This window comes from Salegentibacter profundi (assembly GCF_054121475.1).
In genome coordinates this window covers 177,962-198,148 of sequence record NZ_JBSYGG010000002.1, presented here as the reverse complement: position 1 = coordinate 198,148, position 20,187 = coordinate 177,962, and the positions used below count along the sequence as shown (strand labels likewise).

18 protein-coding genes are annotated in these 20,187 nt (G+C 40.1%); 10 read left to right on the top strand and 8 right to left on the bottom strand.

From position 1 onward, the window contains the following. The first annotated feature begins 107 nt into the window (after positions 1-107). Positions 108-659, top strand: coding sequence for a peptide-methionine (S)-S-oxide reductase MsrA (msrA, locus tag ACW6NC_RS03705; RefSeq protein ID WP_457863842.1), 552 nt, complete (start codon positions 108-110; stop codon positions 657-659). A gap of 64 nt (positions 660-723) precedes the next feature. Then, positions 724-1,026, top strand: coding sequence for a hypothetical protein (locus tag ACW6NC_RS03700; protein WP_457863841.1), 303 nt, complete (start codon positions 724-726; stop codon positions 1,024-1,026). Between the two features lie 71 nt (positions 1,027-1,097). On the opposite strand, the gene ACW6NC_RS03695 is transcribed toward ACW6NC_RS03700, so the two are convergent. The 7 genes from ACW6NC_RS03695 to ACW6NC_RS03665 form a co-directional block, all read right to left on the bottom strand. Then, positions 1,098-3,371: a TonB-dependent receptor gene (locus ACW6NC_RS03695; protein ID WP_457863840.1), complete on the bottom strand. Its 2,274-nt coding sequence runs from the start codon at positions 3,369-3,371 to the stop codon at positions 1,098-1,100. Between the two features lie 42 nt (positions 3,372-3,413). Further along, positions 3,414-3,728 (bottom strand): hypothetical protein, encoded by a 315-nt coding sequence (locus ACW6NC_RS03690; protein WP_457863839.1) that lies wholly within the window; start codon positions 3,726-3,728, stop codon positions 3,414-3,416. A 1-nt stretch (position 3,729) separates the two neighbouring features. Next, positions 3,730-4,035: a DUF6787 family protein gene (locus tag ACW6NC_RS03685; RefSeq protein ID WP_457863838.1), complete on the bottom strand. Its 306-nt coding sequence runs from the start codon at positions 4,033-4,035 to the stop codon at positions 3,730-3,732. Positions 4,036-4,081: 46 nt separating this feature from the next. After that, complete coding sequence (locus ACW6NC_RS03680) at positions 4,082-4,507, bottom strand: DUF6146 family protein (RefSeq protein ID WP_457864077.1); 426 nt, start codon at positions 4,505-4,507, stop codon at positions 4,082-4,084. Between the two features lie 129 nt (positions 4,508-4,636). Then, positions 4,637-5,590, bottom strand: coding sequence for a D-2-hydroxyacid dehydrogenase (locus ACW6NC_RS03675; protein ID WP_457863836.1), 954 nt, complete (start codon positions 5,588-5,590; stop codon positions 4,637-4,639). Between the two features lie 49 nt (positions 5,591-5,639). Further along, a complete protein-coding gene (gene serC, locus ACW6NC_RS03670) occupies positions 5,640-6,704 on the bottom strand; it encodes a 3-phosphoserine/phosphohydroxythreonine transaminase (protein ID WP_457864075.1) in 1,065 nt (354 codons plus the stop codon). 58 nt (positions 6,705-6,762) lie between these two features. After that, on the bottom strand, positions 6,763-7,821 hold the full coding sequence (locus ACW6NC_RS03665) for an acyl-CoA reductase (RefSeq protein WP_457864073.1): 1,059 nt from the start codon (positions 7,819-7,821) through the stop codon (positions 6,763-6,765). A gap of 146 nt (positions 7,822-7,967) precedes the next feature. Here ACW6NC_RS03665 and ACW6NC_RS03660 point away from each other — a divergent pair, with 146 nt between their 5' ends. From ACW6NC_RS03660 to mscL, 8 genes are all read left to right on the top strand, one after another. Then, positions 7,968-8,321, top strand: coding sequence for a 4Fe-4S dicluster domain-containing protein (locus ACW6NC_RS03660; RefSeq protein WP_457863835.1), 354 nt, complete (start codon positions 7,968-7,970; stop codon positions 8,319-8,321). A 140-nt stretch (positions 8,322-8,461) separates the two neighbouring features. Then, on the top strand, positions 8,462-12,400 hold the full coding sequence (locus tag ACW6NC_RS03655; RefSeq protein WP_457863834.1) for a PAS domain-containing protein: 3,939 nt from the start codon (positions 8,462-8,464) through the stop codon (positions 12,398-12,400). Between the two features lie 60 nt (positions 12,401-12,460). Beyond that, the gene (locus ACW6NC_RS03650; protein WP_457863833.1) at positions 12,461-12,895 is read left to right on the top strand and encodes a response regulator; all 435 of its coding nucleotides are present in this window, start codon (positions 12,461-12,463) and stop codon (positions 12,893-12,895) included. A gap of 91 nt (positions 12,896-12,986) precedes the next feature. Then, entirely contained in the window at positions 12,987-14,081 is a 1,095-nt protein-coding gene (gene ychF / locus ACW6NC_RS03645; protein ID WP_457863832.1) for a redox-regulated ATPase YchF, read from the top strand. A 265-nt stretch (positions 14,082-14,346) separates the two neighbouring features. Beyond that, complete coding sequence (locus ACW6NC_RS03640; RefSeq protein WP_457863831.1) at positions 14,347-16,209, top strand: DNA topoisomerase IV subunit B; 1,863 nt, start codon at positions 14,347-14,349, stop codon at positions 16,207-16,209. Further along, entirely contained in the window at positions 16,206-16,688 is a 483-nt protein-coding gene (locus ACW6NC_RS03635) for a hypothetical protein (RefSeq protein ID WP_457863830.1), read from the top strand. The genes ACW6NC_RS03640 and ACW6NC_RS03635 overlap by 4 nt, the downstream gene beginning before the upstream one ends. Beyond that, positions 16,688-19,342, top strand: a complete 2,655-nt coding sequence (locus ACW6NC_RS03630; RefSeq protein ID WP_457863829.1) for a DNA gyrase/topoisomerase IV subunit A — start codon at positions 16,688-16,690, stop codon at positions 19,340-19,342. The genes ACW6NC_RS03635 and ACW6NC_RS03630 overlap by 1 nt, the downstream gene beginning before the upstream one ends. Beyond that, positions 19,342-19,791, top strand: a complete 450-nt coding sequence (gene mscL / locus ACW6NC_RS03625; protein WP_457863828.1) for a large-conductance mechanosensitive channel protein MscL — start codon at positions 19,342-19,344, stop codon at positions 19,789-19,791. Before ACW6NC_RS03630 ends, mscL begins: the two co-directional genes overlap by 1 nt. On the opposite strand, the gene ACW6NC_RS03620 is transcribed toward mscL, so the two are convergent. Next, positions 19,792-20,169 carry a DNA topoisomerase IV gene (locus tag ACW6NC_RS03620; RefSeq protein ID WP_457863827.1) on the bottom strand — a complete coding sequence of 126 codons (378 nt, stop codon included), beginning with the start codon at positions 20,167-20,169 and terminating at the stop codon, positions 19,792-19,794. It lies immediately after the preceding gene. Between the last annotated feature and the right edge of the window lie 18 nt (positions 20,170-20,187).

Here is a 20,187-nt window from a genome sequence, read left to right as displayed (position 1 = left end):
ATCACTTAAAAGAAAGCCTCTACAAAATTAGCCAAATTCTCGTTAATTCCAGTTAAATTCCGGGTTTATAAAGCCTGTTTTCTCCGCATTATTTATATTTATGACATATGGTACAGAAAAATATAGAAATCGCCACTTTGGCCGGTGGTTGCTTTTGGTGCACAGAAGCAGTTTTTCAACGGATAAAAGGAGTGAAAAGTGTAATTCCCGGCTTTACCGGAGGAACTATTAAGAATCCGGCTTATCGGGAAATTATCACTGGTCGGACTGGTCATGCTGAAGCCATTCAGATAAGTTATGATCCCGAAAAAATAAGTTTCAGGGAATTGTTATTGATTTTCTTTGGCACCCATGATCCTACTACATTAAACCGGCAACAAAATGATGTTGGAACTCAATATCGTAGTGCTGTTTTTTATCATTCCGAGCAACAGAAAAATACAACCCTGGAAGTTATTGATGAACTGGAAAAGCAGAAAGTCTTTCAGGATAAAATCGTAACAGAGATAACCCCTGCATCCAATTTCTACATGGCGGAAAAGGAACATAAAGATTATTACAACCAACATCGACAGCAGCCATATTGCCAGTATATTATTGACCCAAAAATTGAAAAATTGAAAAAATCCTTTGCCGATAAGCTGGAAAATGCGAATTAGGGATCAATATGCTGTCCGCCCTAAGAATGGCACCTTATTTGCTTTACTTATAAAAATCTTATAAATGGAAAAATTGAAAAATAAATTACTGATAAAAGGCCTTGCTTACGACATTGTAGGTATGACTACTATGGCTATTCCTGTGGTAGGACCTTTTTTGGATATTTTATGGGCGCCATATGCAGCAAAAAGCCTTCAAAAAATGTATCCGGGAAAGAAAGGGAAACTGGCCTCAGCGGTTTTATTCCTCGAGGAGATATTACCTGGAACGGATATTATTCCAACCTTTACCCTCATGTGGTTATATACTTATGTATGGAATAAGGATAAACCAGGAGAATTACGTCCTATTAAAGTAAGGTCTTAAGGCTATACCTTTTAATTATATAAACAAGCAGTCGGAATTTCCGACTGCTTGTTTATTTTAGCCTATCTGGGTTATAAAAACCAGTTCAGGGAAACAGAAATATTTCTTCCGATGTTAGCTATTTGATCTGGTTTTAAGCGCGATAAATGCGAAATATAATTTTTGTCCAAAAGATTATTTGCGGCAATGGTAAACTGAAGGTCTGAACCATTGAGGTCAAAAGTTCCGCCAAAACCGGCACCGAGCAGGCTATAGCCGCCGGTAGGTGTCTCGAAAGTACTGATCCGGTTCTGGTCGAAAACATTCTTTAACCTTAAAAATGCATATTTTCTCTTTACAATTTCTCCTTCAAGTTCAATCCTAAAGGTGTTAGTGAGTGAGTTTGCAGGTATTAAAGGCAGATTTTGACCATCTTCGAGTTCTCCGTGTACCATTTCAAATCCGGTTTCCCAATGTAACCAGTCTAAGGGGTGAGGATGGATATGGGCTCCGATTTCCGTACCATATAACCTGGCATTATTTTGTGTGTATTGAAATACCAGGTCATTGTCGATCACTTCACCTGTCGGGTTCAGATAGATATAATCCTCAATAGTGTTATGAAACAAATTGACATATGTCTCAAAATGTTCATTGCTAAGTTCCACTGATAGATCAATCTGGAAATTTTGCTCATTATCCAGGCTGGCATCACCAACTTCATACCGGTTTGCACCATGGTGGGCACCTTCAGAAGTCAGTTCTGCAAGATTAGGAGCTCTAAAGCCACTGGCCAGATTTAATCTGGCGTTAATGCTTTGGGAAAACTCATATTTGGCACCCAAGGCCCCATTTACACTATTGAAATTACGATCCAGGGCAGGGATAAACCCATCCTGGCCATAGGCTGAGCTTTCCAGATTACGGAAATCATAGCGTAATCCTCCTTGAAAATCCCACTTTTCAAAATGAAGATGGGAGGTGGCGAAAATTCCAAAATCCGTGGTGATCGCATCAGGAATAAGGATCTCTTCACCTAAATTTGAATTGGTCTGGTACATTCCCTGAATTCCTGCAATTGTTTCCCATTTGCCAAATCTTGGGAAATTATATTTTAAATTATAGTTAAGGGTTTCCAGGTGCATTTCCAGGGCTGGGTGCTCATCCTGGTGGTCTTCTTCCTCGTCCAGATGATTCTCTTCCTTTTCCTGATGATCTTCTTCCTCTTCTTCATGAGCGTGCTCGTCCTCAAACTCGCGCCTGTTATTAAACTGATACCCCACTTTAAAATCAAGGCTGGAATTTCGGAAATAGAACTTATTATCCAGGCTTACGATGTGGTTATCGATCTCCTGAAAAGGCAACAAAGGTTCTTTTTCTGTACTTTGGATTCCCATCTCCTCAGGTATTCCAATATTAGAGCGATTGTAATTATAGCGTAAATCCCCTTTGTATTTTTGATCCTGGTAACCGAAACCTGTTTTAAAATCCTTTTCATTGAAGCGGGTATTGGTGACCCTTTCCCCTTGGCCAGTTTCATAGTCGCTATGGGCTCCGTAGCTAGCTCGCGCAAGGAACTTTAATTTCTCTCCTGAGGTGGCAGCCATGGCGCTTGCCTGATATCCTCTGGTGTTGCCAAAATAATTTGCCTCTACCTCAGCTTTGGTGTTATTTTCAGCGGCAAAACGTTCAGGGTTGAGATAGAGCACTCCACCGATTGCATCGCTTCCGTAGAGTAGAGAAGCAGGTCCCTTTATTACTTCGACACTCTCAATTCCTTTCGAACTAATCCCAAGGCCGTGTTCATCCCCGTATTGCTGATTTTCCAGCCGAACACCCTGGGTATAGACTAAAACCCTGTTGGAGCTCATGCCCCTGATAACAGGTTTTCCTATCCCTAAACCTGTGGTGAGACTTTCTACTCCTTCGATCTGCGAGATGCCATCGGCAAGAGTAATAGCTCCTTTTCTTGTCAATGTTGAAACATTCTCACGTGCCACCAGCATCACATTATCGCTTTGTAGTTGATGGAAGGGGGTAGAAATAATAACTTCCTCCATTTCAATTGCTGTAGGATTAAGACTCAGATCGAAACTTTCTGAGGAAGGGATGCTGATTTCCCCGGAAAAAGTACTAAATCCGACAGAGGAAATAACGATTTTATGACGACCTGTGGGAAGGTTTTTAAACATAAACTTTCCATCTAAATCGGTCAATTCACCTTTTTCAAGGCCTGGAAGATAAACAGTCGCTCCAATTACGGGTTCTCCGTTGACAATATCGGTTACCGTGCCCTGTAAATTGTTTTGCGCATATATAAATGAATTCACTGCCAAAAACAGCAAAAATAAGATTTTGATTTTCATGGGTATTTTTTAAATGATTCTGATAACTTTTTTATTAAGACATCAGCAGAGGGGAGGGCCTCTTAACTCAAAGGGAAGTTTTTGATAATCACTTAAAAACTGGTAATAATCAGGTGTTTGTTCTTTCTTAGCTATAGCTATTTCAGGGGTGAATTCAAAGACCGAAATACCTAGCGCAGGATTCTTTTGAAACTGGTGTAATTCACAATCCAGGTTCTTGGTATGAAAATGCTCTTCGGCATAATGTTCACACACCTCATGGCCATGTCCACTGAAAATATGAGCAAAATTTATAGCCGTAGGCGCCAGCAGGAAAACCACGGCTAGGATGGATAGTATATGTTTAAAATATTTCAAATTAATTATGAAAAATTTTTGCCAGTCCCATCCGGCTAAGCATTTTCTTTTCAAAGGCCCAGAAAAACTCGAATTGGCCAAAAAGCCATCCAAAACTAACCAGTAGAACCTGGTAAATTGGAAATATAAGCAATATTCTGGCACCCCAATAAATAATCCAGGGGGTAGATTCAGAAGATAAACCAATAAAATCGGTGACAGGACCGGCCAGTTTTGCTGCACTGGACCCTGTAATGGCAAAGACCAAAAAGATGATGAGAATCTGCCAATTGGAATTAATTCCCCAACGCTTTTTTAATTTATTCATGTGGCAAATATATTAAAAGCATTATTACTTATGAACTCAACAAAAATTAAATGCGTGTGGGGACCGAAAAGCGTTGATTATACTGCCTACTGAAATACACAAAATAATTGTATAAGAGGTAATTTACCTCATAACCGTAATCAATACTACTGTCGTAATTGATTTCCTGAACATACAGGTTAGGGTTATATCGCTGGGGGCTTCTAACCCTCTGATTATATTCCTGAACCAGGAATCTGTTTTTGTTTTCCAGGTAATTCTGGGAATAATAACCTTCGGGTCTGGCTATACTGTTGATGAAAAGATCAAACCCAGGTTCTATAATGATAATCTCATACTCCAGGCTATCATTAGCGATGCGGACGGTATCGTTTTCTGCATTTGCTATTTTGTCCGATCTAAGGCTGCGGTTCTGGCTACCGCAACTATAGATCATTAATCCTAAAAACAAGATGTAAAAGAAATTTTTCATCATGAAAGTTTTTACTCCAATTCCTTGTCATTTAATTGATTAAAGCAAAGGAATAGTTTAAAATGAACTTTAAACTTAAAGATAATATTTCGCTATTTGCGTTAAAACTTTATTATAAATTAGGAAAGTCTAAGGGGTAAACCTGTTAATAATTTCATTTGCTAATTCCAGGCCTATCCTCTCCTGGGCTTCAATTGTAGCGGCACCAATATGGGGGCTAAGAGAAAGCTTTTCATTCATAAGGAGTTTAATAGCGGGTGTAGGTTCATCTTTAAAGGTATCAAGACCCGCAAAAGCAACTTTTCCGGATTCAATGGCCTCTAGAAGTGCTTCTTCATCGATTACCCCACCACGCGCTGTATTTATGATTCCCACTCCATGTTTCATGGAGGCTATTTCTTCTTTCCCAATGATAGGTTTATCCTGATGCGGTACATGAAGGCTTATGAAATCTGAATGTTTGATAAGTTGCTCCACAGGTTCGGTTTTTATAGGTATTTTTATACTTTGATGGTTATAAAACTCCAGTTCGATAGTAGCTTCTCCTACCTGTGTGTCACTGGCAATAACCTTCATACCTACACCAAGGGCGAGTTTAGCAACCTCCCGGCCAATTCTGCCAAAGCCTATAATCCCTATGGTTTTTCCTCTTAATTCGTAACCTCCCGCATAGGATCTTTTAAGTTCTGCAAACAAGGTATCTCCTTCCAGGGGCATATTTCGGTTAGCGTTATAAAGCTGCCTAACACCGCTGAATAAATGCGCGAAAGTGAGCTCAGCTACCGAGGTGGCAGAGGCTGCGGGGGTATTAAAGACATGTAAACCTTTTGACCTGGCATATTCTACATCGATATTATCCATACCCACACCACCGCGACCGATGAATTTAAGGTTAGGACAAGCCTCTATCAGGGATTTTCTGACTTGGGTATTACTGCGAACCAGAATACCCTCAATATTATTATGGTTGATATATTGCGCTAGCTGGTCCTGGGCAACTTTCACTACATTCAGCTCAAAGCCTGCTTTTTCAAGGGCTTTTACCCCGCTTTGTGAAATGCCGTCATTGGCCAATATTTTCATATAAATTATTTTTGTAAATTTTATTTTTTCTGAATACTTCCGTGGAAAATCAGCCCTTGCTTTCCAGTTCCTGCATGACCTCCACCAGGGTGGAAACACTTTCGAGTGGAAGTGCGTTATACATCGATGCCCTGTATCCACCAACACTTCGATGTCCGTTTAAACCATTTATTCCGGCAGCTTTCCATAAGCCGTCAAAGCGCTCTTTTAGCCCATCTTCGGTTAGATTAAATGTGGCGTTCATAGGAGAGCGATCTTCTTTACTGGCAAAGCCTTTAAAGAGATCATTTCGATCAATCTCGGCATATAATAAAGCTGCTTTTTGGTTACTGAGCTTCTCCATGGTCTTTATGCCTCCCTGTTTATCCATCCATCTCATGGTCAATAGTGACACATAAACCGCGTAAACTGCCGGGGTATTAAACATGCTATCCTTTTCAATATGCGTTTTATAATTAAGCATAGAAGGAATTTCCCGGGAAACCTTACCTAAAATCTCATCTTTTATTACAATTAAAGTAGTTCCTGCTGGTCCCATATTTTTCTGGGCCCCGGCATAGATCATATCGAACTGGGAGAAATCCATTTCCCTGGAAAAAATATCACTGCTCATATCACATACAAGTGGCATTTCCACTGAAGGAAAATTCTTTATTTGTGTACCAAAGATGGTGTTATTGCTTGTGCAGTGGAAATAATTGGCATCTTCCGGTACCTTATAATGCTTTGGTATGTAATTAAAATTTTTATCCTTAGAGGAAGCCACCTCCACAACTTCACCGAAGCATCGAGCTTCCTTTATCGCCTTACTGGACCAGGTACCTGTATTGAGATATGCGGCTTTACTTTCCAGTAGATTATAGGCTGTCATTAAGAACTGCATGCTTGCTCCCCCCTGAAGGAAAAGAGCCTTGTAACCTTTATTCTCAAGTCCTAGCAGTTTCAGGGAAAGACTTCGTGCTTCTTCCATTACAGAAACGAAATCAGCGCTACGATGAGAAATTTCTAATATGGATAGCCCTGAGTTCTTAAAGTCTAATATGGCCTGAGAAGCTTCCTTAAATACCTCCTGTGGCAGGATACAGGGGCCAGCACTAAAGTTGTGTTTTTTCATCATAAAAAAGTAAAGGTTTGTTTTTAATTGTAGTTACTAAGATAACAATTCCTGATCATTATATTTTAAGGAGAAATTCCATGGTATCAATGTTATCGGCATAATCCCGGAGTTGAGGCTTTTGGGTTTTGCCAAAGCCAACCTCATTTTCTACCGGGTTTCTCTTTATAATACATTGCAAATTTTCCTTTTCCCTTTCCAATTCCTTCATCAGACGCTCCTGGTCCTGATAGGTTTCATAAAATAAAGTGGCAATAGGAGAACCAAAACCGGAATCTTCCTTTAGGATCAAAAAGCCATTTTCCAAAAGTTTGAAATTACTCATAAGATAAACCGCCTTATTATAGTCGTAATTATTGGCATATTTTGCCTGGTTTATAATGGCATTCCATGGGTACATTGCCTTAAAGAAGTCCTTAAAATCATAATTTTCAGGAACATATAGTTTAGAGACATTTCGGCATCCCAGGCCATAATACCTGAAAATATCCTCCCCTAGAGCTTCCAATTCCTCGGAGGTTTCCTTTCCTGTTAAAATGGCTACTGAGTTTCTGTTTTTACGAATTATACTTGGTACCTGAGAGAAGTAATATTCAAAATACCTAGCGGTGTTGTTGCTTCCCGTGGCAATCACCGCATCAAAACCTTCGAGTCTGTCCTCTGTAAATTCAATTCGGTTTTTATATTCAGCATCGAGTAGTATAAGAAATTTTGCAATCACAGGCATTAGCTGTTTGTCATTGCTCGAAAGCTTGGCAACTACCTTATGTCCAGCAAGGAGTACTGAAAGAAAGTCATGGAAACCAACCAACGGGATATTCCCCGCCATGACAATCCCTACTCTTTTAGCCTGGAGTCCTGAGAGCTCATAAGGCTCCAACCACCGATCTAAATTCTCCCTGGTAAGGGCTTTGCTCCATTGTTGGAGAGCAAACACTACATTTTCACGGTTGAACCAACCGTTATAATGAATGGCGGTATCTATTTTCTGGTTGAATTGATTAAATATTTCGGAATAATTCTTTTCAATTTCTGGCTCTTTTTGAGGATTTACTTTAAAATGGGCCAGGAATTCACCAAGTTTGATAAAGTGGGCTTTTCGGTCTTCGATAGTCATTGCCATATTTGGTTATGAAAGCGATTGGTTTTAAATTTGTATCGGCGAAATTAAAACTTCAACTGGCAAACTCCTAAAATTCCTGGAAAAATAAGGAGTAGTTATTTGTTTTAATCCAGACCTTAAATTTACTAATAAAAGAAGCTATGGCAATAATTATCACAGATGAATGTATAAACTGTGGGGCCTGCGAACCAGAATGCCCCAATACCGCAATTTATGAAGGCGCCGATGACTGGCGTTACGCAGACGGAACTGACCTGGATGGCGATGTGGTATTACCAAATGGGAAAGAGGTTAATGCGGAAGAAGCCCAGGAACCTATAAGCGATGAGATCTATTACATTGTTCCTGATAAATGTACTGAGTGCCAGGGATTCCATGAGGAACCTCAATGTGCTGCAGTATGTCCGGTAGATTGCTGCGTACCCGATGAGGATCACGAGGAAACTGAACAAGAACTATTGGGCAAACAAAAATTCATGCATCATGATGCATGAAAGGTTCAGTGCAGTATAAAAAAAAACCCGGTTTTTTACGAACCGGGTTTTTTTTATAGTCTTTAAGAAACCGGTTAATAAATTAACATTTTGCTGGTTTTTTCTATATTTACAGGGAAGCCTACTAATAAATTCATTTTATGCTCCCTAACGCAACCTTAAAAAAGTTATTCCATTTATATCCTTCTCCATGTCTAATTCTAGAAGTCTCATCTTCAAAGTTTAAAATAATAGCGGTAAATAAGCTTTATTTGGCTGCTACGGATATTTCTCGGGAGGATCTGATTGGCCAAAATTTTCTGGAATTCTTTAAAGAGAAGGCCAGCACAGAAAAAGATATCGGTGACCTTCTGAAAAATTCTTTAGAAAAAGTGATTGTTTCAGGTGAGGCTCATCGCATGGAGCGACTCCGCTATGACCTTTTCAACAAAAAGAACGACCAATGGGAAACACGTTTCTGGGATAACCAAAATATCCCGATCCCAGGTGAGAATGGGGAAGTGAAACATATATTACACTGTATTAAAGATGTCACAGACGAAGAGATCTCCGGAAAGCGCGAACAGGCGGCCATTGAATCCTTAAAAGAGAGTCAAAAGCTTTTAAGGGAGACCCAGGAAATTGCCAAAATCGGAAGCTGGAATCTTGATCTGGTCAATAACAGGTTAATTTGGAATGATATGGTTAAGGAAATCCACGAGGTGGCTCCCGATTATCAACCAGTCCTGGATCAGGCTATTGAATTCTATAAAAGCAAGAAGGACAAGGAAGTAGTTTCCTACGTAGTAAACAGGGCAAAAGAGAGAGGCGAGTCCTTTGACCTGGAACTGGAAATTTTGACGGCAAAAGGAAATGAAAAATGGGTTCGGGCCACAGGCCGGCCAGAGTTTGTGGAAGGAATTTGTACCCGGATTTTTGGTGCTACCCAGGACATTACCCCCAGAAAGTCTACAGAGCAGCGGCTTGAAAACATCAATAATAATATTCCCGGCGTAGTTTTTCGTTATAAACTTCATCCTGATGGAACTGATGAATTAATGTATTTAAGTAAGGGAACTGAAAAGCTTTGGGGAATTTCCGCTGAGAAAGCTGCCAGGAACAATAAAGAAATCTGGGCCCTCTACCTGGAAGAGGATATGGAAAGCCATTTGAAGAGTATCCAGGAGTCGGCAAAAAATCTTTCTGAATGGCGTCATGAATGGCGTTTAAACCACCCAGATGGTACAATAAGGTGGAACAGAGGGATCGGCACCCCTAAAAGATTAAGCGATGGAAGTGTGATCTGGGATTCTGTGATTCAGGATATCACCGTAGAAAAGCAAGAGCAGCATGCCAAGGCAGAGGCCGAAAGGGCACTGGAAGAAAATCGCGTGCGTCTGAGTAGGATCATGGACCAGTCCCTTGATGTGATAAGCATAATTAATAAAAAGGGATGCTTTGTCAAAACCAGTTACGCTGCCTCAAAATTGTGGGGGTATACCGATGCTGAACTTGAAGGGATGAGGTTTATAGATCTGGTTATTCCTCAGGATAAACCAAAGACTGAAGCTGCGGCTAAAGCCATAATGAATGGCAAATCCATGACCAACTTTGAAAACAGATATCGGGCAAAATCAGGAGAGGTGATTCCCCTGACCTGGTCTGCCAGTTGGGATGAGAGTGAGGAATTAATGTATGCTATTGCTCGTGATAGTCGGGAGCGAAAAGAAGCTGAAAAGCAGTTAAGGCTGAGTGAACGACGGTTTAAAGGTTTGGTGCAGGATGGCGGTGATTTAATTGCCCTCCTGGATGAAAATGGGAACTATCTCTATGCAAGCCCGACTTCCATGAATATTTTGGGTTTTGCCCCTGAAGATTTTTCAGACAAAGATGCCTGGGATTTCATCCATCCCGATGATCTGGGAAGGGTTCAGGAAAATTTTGGTAGGTTGGAAAATGAAAAACGATTCAGTATTTCTCCTTTTAGGTTTAAACATAAAAACGGTGGCTGGAGATGGTTAGAGACCACGGTCACCAACTTGATGGAGGATCCTGCCGTTCAGGGAATTGTTGCTAATTCCAGGGATATCACACAAAGGAAATATTTTGAAGATCTCGAGCACCTGGAAAAAAAGGTGCTCGAGATGAATTTTGGAAAAGATTTCTCCCTCGAGGAAATTTTAGAATTTTACTTAGGGCAATTAGAACAAAACCAGGAGGGGATTCGGATTGCACTCTGGAGACTCGATAAAAAGGAGCTGGTCAAGTGGGTGGCACCTGGTCTTCCCGGGAAATTGGTTGACCAGATTACCAAACACGCCTTTAGCCCGGAATTTATTCAAAATATGATCCGGGAAAAATCACCAGTGGAAATTAGACAATGGCCGGAAGGGTCAAAGATTTCTTATTCGATGCAGGTTAACGATATTTCAAGGGTCATTAGATTCCCGGTGCTCTCCTCATCAGAGCAATTACTGGGTATTTTTTCGGTCTATGTGGAAAAGGATAATAAAGATCAGTCGATTTTTGAAAATATTGTTAACCGGACCATAGGTTTACTGCAACTTATCATTGAATTTAAACAAAAGGAAAATGATTTAACCCGAAGTAACCAGCGATATGAATTCGTAAATAAAGCAACTAAGGATGCAATTTACGACTGGGATATTATCAATAATGATATTGCCTGGGGAGCCGGCTTTACCAAATTATTTGGTTATAACAGGGAAAAAAATGCCTTTCCGCTAGAAAAATGGGGCAAAAAAGTACATCCTGAAGATCTGGAGGAAACCCAACGAAGCTTAAATACCCATCTTTCCGACAGGAACAAAAAAAAATGGAGTAAAAAATACCGGTTTAAAGATAAGAATGACCACTACATCCATGTCATTGAGAACGGGTACATCCTAAGGGATAATACGGGGATGGCTTACCGCATGATCGGGGTCTTACGAGATGTCACGAATCTGTATGAATATGAGAAGGAGCTCTTTATGAGCAACCAGCGCTTTAAATACCTGACTAAGGCGACTTCTGATGCAATATGGGATTGGGACCTGGAAAATGACCAAGTATATTGGGGAGAAGGTTTTGAAACCTTATTTGGCTATAAACTTTCAGAAATTACTACAGACACAAATATCTGGACAGATAATATACATCCGGATGATTTCAAGGATGCCATTGGCAGCCTGGATAAAACAATATCCGGGAGTCAGCAAAAATGGGAAAGAGAATATCGTTTTGCCACAGAAAACGGCCAATACAAATATGTAAATGATCGCGGTTATATTGTTAGGGACCCTTTCGGAAAGGCCATCAGAGCAGTGGGAGCCATGCAGGATATTTCAAAATATAAAGAATACGAAAGTTCCTTAAAAGGGCTAAATGAAGAATTAAAAAATCATGCCAAGGAACTTGAAATATCCAATACCGAATTGGAACAATTTGCCTATGTTGCCTCTCATGACCTTCAGGAACCCCTAAGAATGGTAACGAGTTTCCTGACTCAACTGGAGAAGAAATATTCTGATAAGCTGGATGAAAAGGCTCATACCTATATTCATTTTGCCGTTGACGGAGCGAGAAGGATGAGAGAAATTATTTTAGACCTTCTGGAGTTTTCTCGTGTAGGAAGGAGTGAGGATAAACTGGAATTGATCGATGTTAATGCATTAATTGCTGAGGTAAAAATGCTGTTTCATAAAGAAATAGAAGATTCTCAAGCGGTGATAAAAACGGAAGAATTCCCGGAAATTATGGCTCCAAAAGGCCCCCTCCGACAGGTTTTCCAAAATCTTATCAGTAACGCTATTAAATACCGTAGGCCTTCTGTGCCTCCTAAAATAGAAATTACCTTTGAAGATTTAGGGAAATATTTTTTGTTTAGGATAAAGGATAACGGAATAGGAATTGATCCTGGATATTTTGATAAGATTTTTATTATTTTCCAACGTTTGCACCAGAGAGAAAAATATTCCGGTACCGGGATGGGGCTGGCTGTTACCAAAAAAATAATTGAAAACCTTGGGGGTAAAATCTGGTTAGAATCCAGGGAAGGGGAAGGGAGTATATTTTATTTTAGTATTAGGAAACATTAATTTTTCCACTTTTTTTAATATTTTAAGAGCCTTGTTATCATTTTAATTTGAATCATTTGTATGAAAGCTATTCACATTTTGTTGGTTGAAGATAATGAAGGAGATATTTTACTCACCACTGAAGCTCTGGAGGAAGGTAAAGTAATGAACCAATTAAGCGTGGCCAGAGATGGCCAGGAAGCCTTGGATTTTCTAAATAAAATAGGCGAATTTCAAACCTGCGAATTACCTGATCTAATTCTTTTAGACGTTAATCTTCCCAAAAAAAATGGTCATGAGGTATTGAAGTATATAAAAACTCATCAGGTTTTCAGAAGTATACCGGTAATCATGCTGACTACTTCTTCCTCTCAAAAGGATATCAATAAATCTTATAAGAACTATGTAAATTGCTATATCACAAAACCCATTGAATTAGGTGATTTTATCGATGCGATAGGGAAAATAGAGGATTTTTGGATCAACCTTGTAAAATTGCCGCAAGTAGAGGCCTGAAAGAATTCCTTAGATTAAGCGCGGAAGCGTGAATATATCGTTCTTAATCCTTACATTTGCAGCCGCAAAAACTCAGCTTAAAAATTAATCTATGAAAGCCGGAATCGTAGGATTACCCAATGTAGGAAAATCTACCCTTTTTAATTGTCTATCAAATGCCAAGGCACAAAGTGCAAACTTTCCGTTTTGTACCATTGAGCCCAATATAGGTGTGGTGAACGTACCGGATACCAGACTGGAGAAGCTTGAAAGCCTTGTCAATCCTGAAAGAGTGGTACCTGCAACGGTTGAAATAGTGGATATCGCCGGCCTTGTAAAAGGAGCCAGTAAAGGGGAGGGCCTGGGAAATCAGTTTTTGGGTAACATTCGTGAAACCGATGCTATTCTTCATGTTTTACGTTGTTTTGAAAATGACAATATCGTGCACGTCGATGGTTCTATTGATCCAATCCGTGATAAGGAAACAATAGACATGGAACTCCAGCTAAAAGATCTTGAAACCGTGGAGAAAAAGCTGGAAAAGGTAAAACGAGCTTCCAGAACTGGAAATAAAGAGGCTCAGAAAGAAGAAGCTGCTTTAAATTTGGTTAAGGAAGGTTTGGAAGCCGGGAAATCGGTTCGTGCTATAAGCCTAACTGATGAGCAGCGCAAGGAATTTATCAAACCCCTTCAATTTATTACAGATAAACCGGTGATGTACGTTTGTAATGTCAATGAAGACGCTGCCGTTTCAGGAAACGACCAGGTAGATAGAGTAAGAGAAGCGGTAAAGGAAGAAAACGCCGAGGTTCTTGTTCTTGCTGTTGGTACAGAAGCAGACATTACCGAGTTGGATGATTATGAGGAACGCCAGATGTTTCTTCAGGATATTGGCCTGGATGAACCTGGTTCGGCCAAATTAATTCGGGGAGCCTATAATTTGCTTGAGCTTGAAACATATTTTACGGCTGGAGTAAAAGAAGTCAGAGCCTGGACTTTCCCCAAAGGAGCTACTGCCCCGCAAGCCGCAGGAGTGATCCACACCGATTTTGAAAAAGGTTTTATCAGGGCTGAGGTCATTGCTTACGAAGATTTTGTTCACTATGGCAGCGAAGCAAAAGTCAAGGAAGCCGGTAAAATGCGTGTGGAAGGGAAGGACTATATCGTCAAAGACGGTGATGTGATGCACTTCCGTTTTAATGTGTAAGACCATTTACGCTTTTCAATTTTGCCCGGGGAAACTTAATTAAAGCACTGGGAGTAATAATTCTTACTAGCTGGATCGGGTTTGAACGTGTTATCGAAAAAGGTAGATGATTTTCAGTAGTTTCCTGCCAAGAAATTAGAGGCATAAGATTGTAAGAAATACCACTTTTAACATTTTTCCTAAATCTTTGTTAATTACTTTGTGCTCCAAGGGTTTCAACTTTTTAAGGTATATCTTATATTAGCCACAAACTCCAAAGCTACTTATGAGTAAGGAAACCAGATATACCGAAGATAATATACGGTCGTTAGACTGGAAAGAACACATCAGGATGCGTCCCGGAATGTATATTGGGAAACTGGGGGATGGTTCTAGTGCTGACGATGGAATATATATTCTGTTAAAGGAAGTAATCGACAACTGTATAGACGAATTTGTAATGGGGGCCGGGAAAACCATCGAAATCTCGGTTCAAAACCAGCGTGTAATTGTTCGTGATTACGGAAGAGGTATTCCACTGGGAAAGGTTGTGGATGTCGTTTCTAAAATGAATACCGGAGGTAAATACGATACCCGTGCCTTTAAAAAATCAGTAGGATTAAATGGGGTGGGTACTAAAGCGGTTAACGCCCTTTCTTCTTATTTTAGGGTGGAATCTACTCGGGATGGCAAATCCAAGGCTGCAGAATTTGATCAGGGGAATCTGGTTAATGAAGAATTACTCGAAGAAACGTCTCGGCGGCGGGGAACTAAAGTAACCTTTAACCCTGATGAGGTTATTTTCAAGCATTTTAAATACCGTAATGAATATATAGAAAAGATGCTTAAGAATTATGTTTACCTCAATCCGGGGCTGAGCATAATTTTTAATGGAGAAAAGTTCTATTCTGAGAACGGACTAAAAGACCTGTTAAGTGATAGTATAAATGAGGAAGATCGATTATATCCGATTATTCACCTTAGGGGTAACGATATTGAGGTCGCTTTAACCCACAGCCGATCTCAGTACAGTGAAGAATACCATTCTTTTGTTAATGGCCAGAACACCTCTCAGGGTGGAACCCACTTATCGGCTTTCAGGGAGGCTGTAGTTAAAACCATCAGGGAATTCTATGGCAAGAACTATGAAGCCAGCGATATCCGAAAATCCATCGTATCGGCCATTAGTATCAAGGTCATGGAACCGGTGTTTGAAAGCCAGACCAAAACAAAACTTGGTTCCACAGATATGGGAGGCAAGCTGCCCACCGTGCGCACCTATATCAATGATTTCATCAAAACCCAACTGGACAATTATCTTCATAAAAATCCGGAAACAGCTGATAAACTCCAACGAAAAATCCTGCAGGCTGAGAGAGAGAGAAAAGATCTTTCGGGGATACGGAAATTAGCCCGGGACAGGGCAAAAAAGGCCAGTCTACACAATAAAAAGTTGAGGGATTGTCGCATTCATTTAGGAGATAGTAAAAAAGAGCGCTACCTGGAAACCACCCTTTTCATAACAGAGGGAGATTCTGCTAGTGGATCGATTACCAAATCCCGAAATGTGGAAACTCAGGCAGTCTTTAGTTTGAAAGGGAAACCGCTCAATAGTTATGGGCTAAGTAAAAAAATAGTTTACGAAAACGAAGAATTCAATCTGTTACAGGCTGCATTAAATATTGAGGAATCTTTGGAAGATCTTCGGTATAATAATATTGTAATCGCGACAGATGCCGATGTGGATGGCATGCATATCAGGTTATTGCTTATCACATTTTTCCTTCAGTTTTTTCCTGAATTAATAAAAGAAAATCACTTGTATATTCTTCAAACTCCTCTTTTCAGGGTTAGGAATAAAAAAGAAACGATTTATTGCTACAGTGAGACCGAAAGGAAACAAGCCATTGAAAAACTTAAGGGAAAAGTGGAGATCACAAGGTTTAAGGGATTAGGAGAGATCTCTCCGGATGAATTTAAATATTTCATAGGGGAAGATATTCGCCTGGATCCTGTGATGTTGGATAAGGAGAAGTCTATAGAGGAAATGCTGGGCTTCTATATGGGTAAGAACACTCCGGACAGGCAGGAATTTATTATCGATAACCTCAAAGTCGAACTGGACTTAGTCGAAGAACTGGGCATATGAGGTTTACCAACAAAAACGAAATAAAAATTATTCCTTCGATTTATACCGTATTGGTGGCAATCTTTGTAACCAATATCTTTGTGAATCTGGAATTGATGGGCTCCGATGAACCTATAAATTTTAGTCATTACCTGCCCAATATTGTGGTGGTGATCCTGGCAATTTATGTCCATAGAGTAGGACAGGCTTTTGATTTTGATAGCGATGGAGAAACCATTAACCTGAAAAATAACGGGGTCTTCTTTTCCAAGTTCATGGAATATCGAGTAAAAAAAGCGGAGTTCCCCAAACGGAAACTGGGAAAATACAGATTCAGTGATTACTTTTTCTATTCATCATTAACCATTTACATAAGTTCGCGGCGACGACGCGGATTAAAGAAATATACTTTTAACACCACTTTTTTAAACCGAAAAAAGAAAAAGGGAATGCTTAGTTCCCTTGATAAAATTTTAGAGAAGTCTAAAGCTACCGCCTAATGGAAGAAAACCACGAAGGAAACAACCCACAGGAAGAATTTGAACAACCCAGGGAAGAATTGATCAAGGTTACCGGGATGTATAAAGACTGGTTCCTGGATTATGCTTCTTACGTGATACTGGAGCGAGCCGTTCCGGCTATTGAAGATGGTTTCAAGCCTGTGCAGCGTCGAATAATGCATTCCATGAAGGACCTGGACGATGGCCGCTATAATAAAGTCGCTAATATTGTCGGGCATACTATGCAATATCATCCACACGGGGATGCCAGTATAGGCGATGCTATGGTCCAGATCGGTCAAAAAGAATTGCTTATCGACACCCAGGGTAACTGGGGAAATGTTTTAACAGGAGACCGGGCTGCAGCTCCGCGTTATATTGAGGCCAGGCTTTCCAAATTTGCCCTTGAGGTTTTATTCAACCAAAAATTAACCGAGTGGCAACTTTCTTACGATGGAAGAAAAAGCGAACCGGTTAATCTTCCGGTAAAATTCCCTATGCTCTTGGCCCAGGGTGCCGAGGGTATTGCAGTAGGCCTTAGCACACGGATTCTTCCTCATAATTTCAATGAGTTAATCGATGCCTCTATTAAACATTTAAAAGGGAAAAATTTTACTCTTTATCCCGATTTTCCCACGGGCGGCGTCGCTGATATTTCCAATTATAACGATGGGAAACGGGGAGGAAGAGTTCGGGTGCGAGCAAAGATTAATAATCTTAGCAAAAACACCCTTGCAATTACGGAGATTCCTTATGGAACCACCACTTCCACGCTAATTGATTCTGTTTTAAAAGCCAATGATAAAGGGAAGATTAAGATTAAAAGGATTGAAGATAACACCGCTGCTGAAGTGGAAATCCTCATTCATCTGCCTAATAATATTTCTCCAGACAAGACCATTGATGCCTTGTATGCTTTTACTCAATGTGAAAACTCACTGGCACCACTAGGATGTGTAATCATAGATAATAAACCCGAATTTTTAGGAGTTTCTGAGATTCTGCGCCGTTCAACCGATCATACGCTTTTCTTGCTTAAGAGAGAGTTGGAGATAAAGCTGGAAGAATTTGAGGAGCAATGGCATTTTGCATCATTAGAACGGATTTTCATCGAGAACAGAATCTATCGTGATATAGAGGAACAGGAAACATGGTCTGGTGTGATAAAGGCTATCGACCAAGGCCTGAAAGCTTTTACCAAACATCTGAAGAGAGAAGTGACCCAGGAGGATATTATTCGTCTGACCGAGATAAGGATCAAGCGTATCTCCAAATTCGATATCGATAAGGCCCAGCAAAAAATTGAGGCTTTGGAAGGAGAAATTGCGCAGATAAAACACTACCTCGATAATCTTGTAGAATTTGCCATAGATTATTTCAAGAAGCTAAAAAAAGATTACGGTCAGGAGAAAGATCGAAAAACCGAGCTGAGGATTTTCGATGATATCGAAGCGACTAAAGTGGTTATCAGAAATACCAAGTTATATGTTAACCGCAAAGAAGGTTTTGTGGGTACGGCTCTTAAAAAAGATGAGTACGTTACGGATTGTTCAGATATTGATGATGTGATTGTTTTTACCGCAGATGGAAAAATGATGGTCACCAAAGTTGACTCAAAAACCTTTATTGGAAAGGATATTATCCATGTAGCTATTTTTAAGAAAAAAGACAAGCGTACCATTTATAATATGATTTACCGGGATGGAAAAAATGGTGCCTCCTATATTAAACGATTTGCAGTTACCTCGGTAACCCGGGATCGGGAGTATGATCTTACCCAGGGTAAGAAGGATTCCCGCGTACATTATTTCTCAGCAAACCCCAATGGAGAAGCCGAGGTAGTTTTGGTTTTACTTCGCCAGGTGGGAAGCATCAAAAAACTTAAATTTGATGTGGATTTTGCTGATATTTTAATTAAAGGACGCAACGTAAAAGGGAATATCGTCACCAAATACGCAGTAAAACGTATTGAATTAAAAGAGGAAGGTGTTTCTACTTTAAAGCCTCGCAGAATCTGGTTCGATGAAACGGTGAAAAGACTCAATGTTGATGAACGTGGGGAGTTATTAGGGGCATTCAAGGGAGATGATCGCATTCTTATTGTGACGGCAGATGGAATCGCTAAAACCATTAAGCCTGAACTTACCACCCGTTTTGACGAAGAAATGTTGGTCTTGGAGAAATGGGTTCCTAACAAACCAATTTCAGCGATTTACTGGGAGCCTGAAAAGGAACGGTTTTATGTCAAACGCTTCCTGATAGAGAACCCCGATAAAGAGGAAAAATTTATAAGTGAGCACGAAAATGCTTATCTGGAAATTGTTTCCACCGATTATTATCCTATGGCAGAAGTGGTCTATACAAAGCCCAGAGGTAAGGAACAAAGACCAAATGACCAGGTAAACCTCGAGGAATTTATTTCCATAAAAGGTATTAAGGCGCAGGGCAATCAATTAACTTCAGATAAGGTGAAACAGATCAATTTACTGGACCCGTTACCTTATGAGGAGGAGGAAGAAACCCCAACAGAAGACATAGAGGTTGTGGATGAAGAAAATCTTACCGAGGATAAAAATCAGGCCGATGCAGGAAAAGCCATTAATGGGAAAGCCTCTGAGAATTCAGAAAGCCAAACAAAACTATTTGACGAGTAATGGGCCTAATTAAGGAGTTTAAGGAATTTGCCATTAAGGGCAATATGGTAGATATGGCCGTAGGTATCATCATTGGTACCGCCTTTAACGCTGTTGTAAATACCCTGGTGAAAGAGGTGGTGATGCCACCACTGAGTTTAATGACCGATGGAATTAGTTTTTCTGAGAAAAAGATTGTGTTAAAGGAAGGTATTCCCGCGGCTGAAGGAGTAGAAGCAATAGAGGAAGTTGCCATCGGTTATGGGGCCTTGCTTGAGACCTTGTTGGATTTTTTGATTATTGGAATAACAATATTCCTGGTCATCAAATTGATGAATCGTTTCCGCCGAAAAGCTGAAGACCCTAACGACACCCGTGAACAACCATCTAAGGACATCGAGTTACTAACCAAAATAACCGATTTGATGGAGGAACAGAATAAATTGCTAAAAAAGCAAAACGAGAATTAATTAATCCTCAACCCGTTTTACCGAGCCCCTTTCTTTCCTGGAATCTCCTACAACACCATATTCAAAAGTGTACCCATCTTTGTTAGTCGTGAGGATTTTAATATGAATCGGTTTTTCCTCAGCCATATTCTTTGGGTTGAGATTTTTCAAAATATACTCGCAATCATTAATCCAGCGTACTGAAGAAGAATCTGTATTGCCCTGGAAGTAATCTATTTCAATACTATCATTTCTTTCAAAGCGAGAGGTTACTAATTCTCCATTTAAATAGGTTTCGAATTCATAGGTGCCGGTTTTAAATTCCGAGCAATTGCGTTGGGGCTGAAAACAACTGGTCAGACTAAAAACAATTACCAACAGGCTAAGACTTTTTCTCATACTGCAAAATAAGCGTAT

Coding starts and splice junctions, on each gene's coding strand:
- msrA (WP_457863842.1), top strand. CDS start 108: ATGGTACAGAAAAATATAGAAATCGCCACTTTGGCCGGTGGTTGCTTT.
- ACW6NC_RS03700 (WP_457863841.1), top strand. CDS start 724: ATGGAAAAATTGAAAAATAAATTACTGATAAAAGGCCTTGCTTACGAC.
- ACW6NC_RS03695 (WP_457863840.1), bottom strand. CDS start 3,371: ATGAAAATCAAAATCTTATTTTTGCTGTTTTTGGCAGTGAATTCATTT.
- ACW6NC_RS03685 (WP_457863838.1), bottom strand. CDS start 4,035: ATGAATAAATTAAAAAAGCGTTGGGGAATTAATTCCAATTGGCAGATT.
- ACW6NC_RS03680 (WP_457864077.1), bottom strand. CDS start 4,507: ATGAAAAATTTCTTTTACATCTTGTTTTTAGGATTAATGATCTATAGT.
- ACW6NC_RS03675 (WP_457863836.1), bottom strand. CDS start 5,590: ATGAAAATATTGGCCAATGACGGCATTTCACAAAGCGGGGTAAAAGCC.
- serC (WP_457864075.1), bottom strand. CDS start 6,704: ATGAAAAAACACAACTTTAGTGCTGGCCCCTGTATCCTGCCACAGGAG.
- ACW6NC_RS03665 (WP_457864073.1), bottom strand. CDS start 7,821: ATGACTATCGAAGACCGAAAAGCCCACTTTATCAAACTTGGTGAATTC.
- ACW6NC_RS03660 (WP_457863835.1), top strand. CDS start 7,968: ATGGCAATAATTATCACAGATGAATGTATAAACTGTGGGGCCTGCGAA.
- ACW6NC_RS03655 (WP_457863834.1), top strand. CDS start 8,462: ATGCTCCCTAACGCAACCTTAAAAAAGTTATTCCATTTATATCCTTCT.
- ACW6NC_RS03650 (WP_457863833.1), top strand. CDS start 12,461: ATGAAAGCTATTCACATTTTGTTGGTTGAAGATAATGAAGGAGATATT.
- ychF (WP_457863832.1), top strand. CDS start 12,987: ATGAAAGCCGGAATCGTAGGATTACCCAATGTAGGAAAATCTACCCTT.
- ACW6NC_RS03640 (WP_457863831.1), top strand. CDS start 14,347: ATGAGTAAGGAAACCAGATATACCGAAGATAATATACGGTCGTTAGAC.
- ACW6NC_RS03635 (WP_457863830.1), top strand. CDS start 16,206: ATGAGGTTTACCAACAAAAACGAAATAAAAATTATTCCTTCGATTTAT.
- ACW6NC_RS03630 (WP_457863829.1), top strand. CDS start 16,688: ATGGAAGAAAACCACGAAGGAAACAACCCACAGGAAGAATTTGAACAA.
- mscL (WP_457863828.1), top strand. CDS start 19,342: ATGGGCCTAATTAAGGAGTTTAAGGAATTTGCCATTAAGGGCAATATG.
- ACW6NC_RS03620 (WP_457863827.1), bottom strand. CDS start 20,169: ATGAGAAAAAGTCTTAGCCTGTTGGTAATTGTTTTTAGTCTGACCAGT.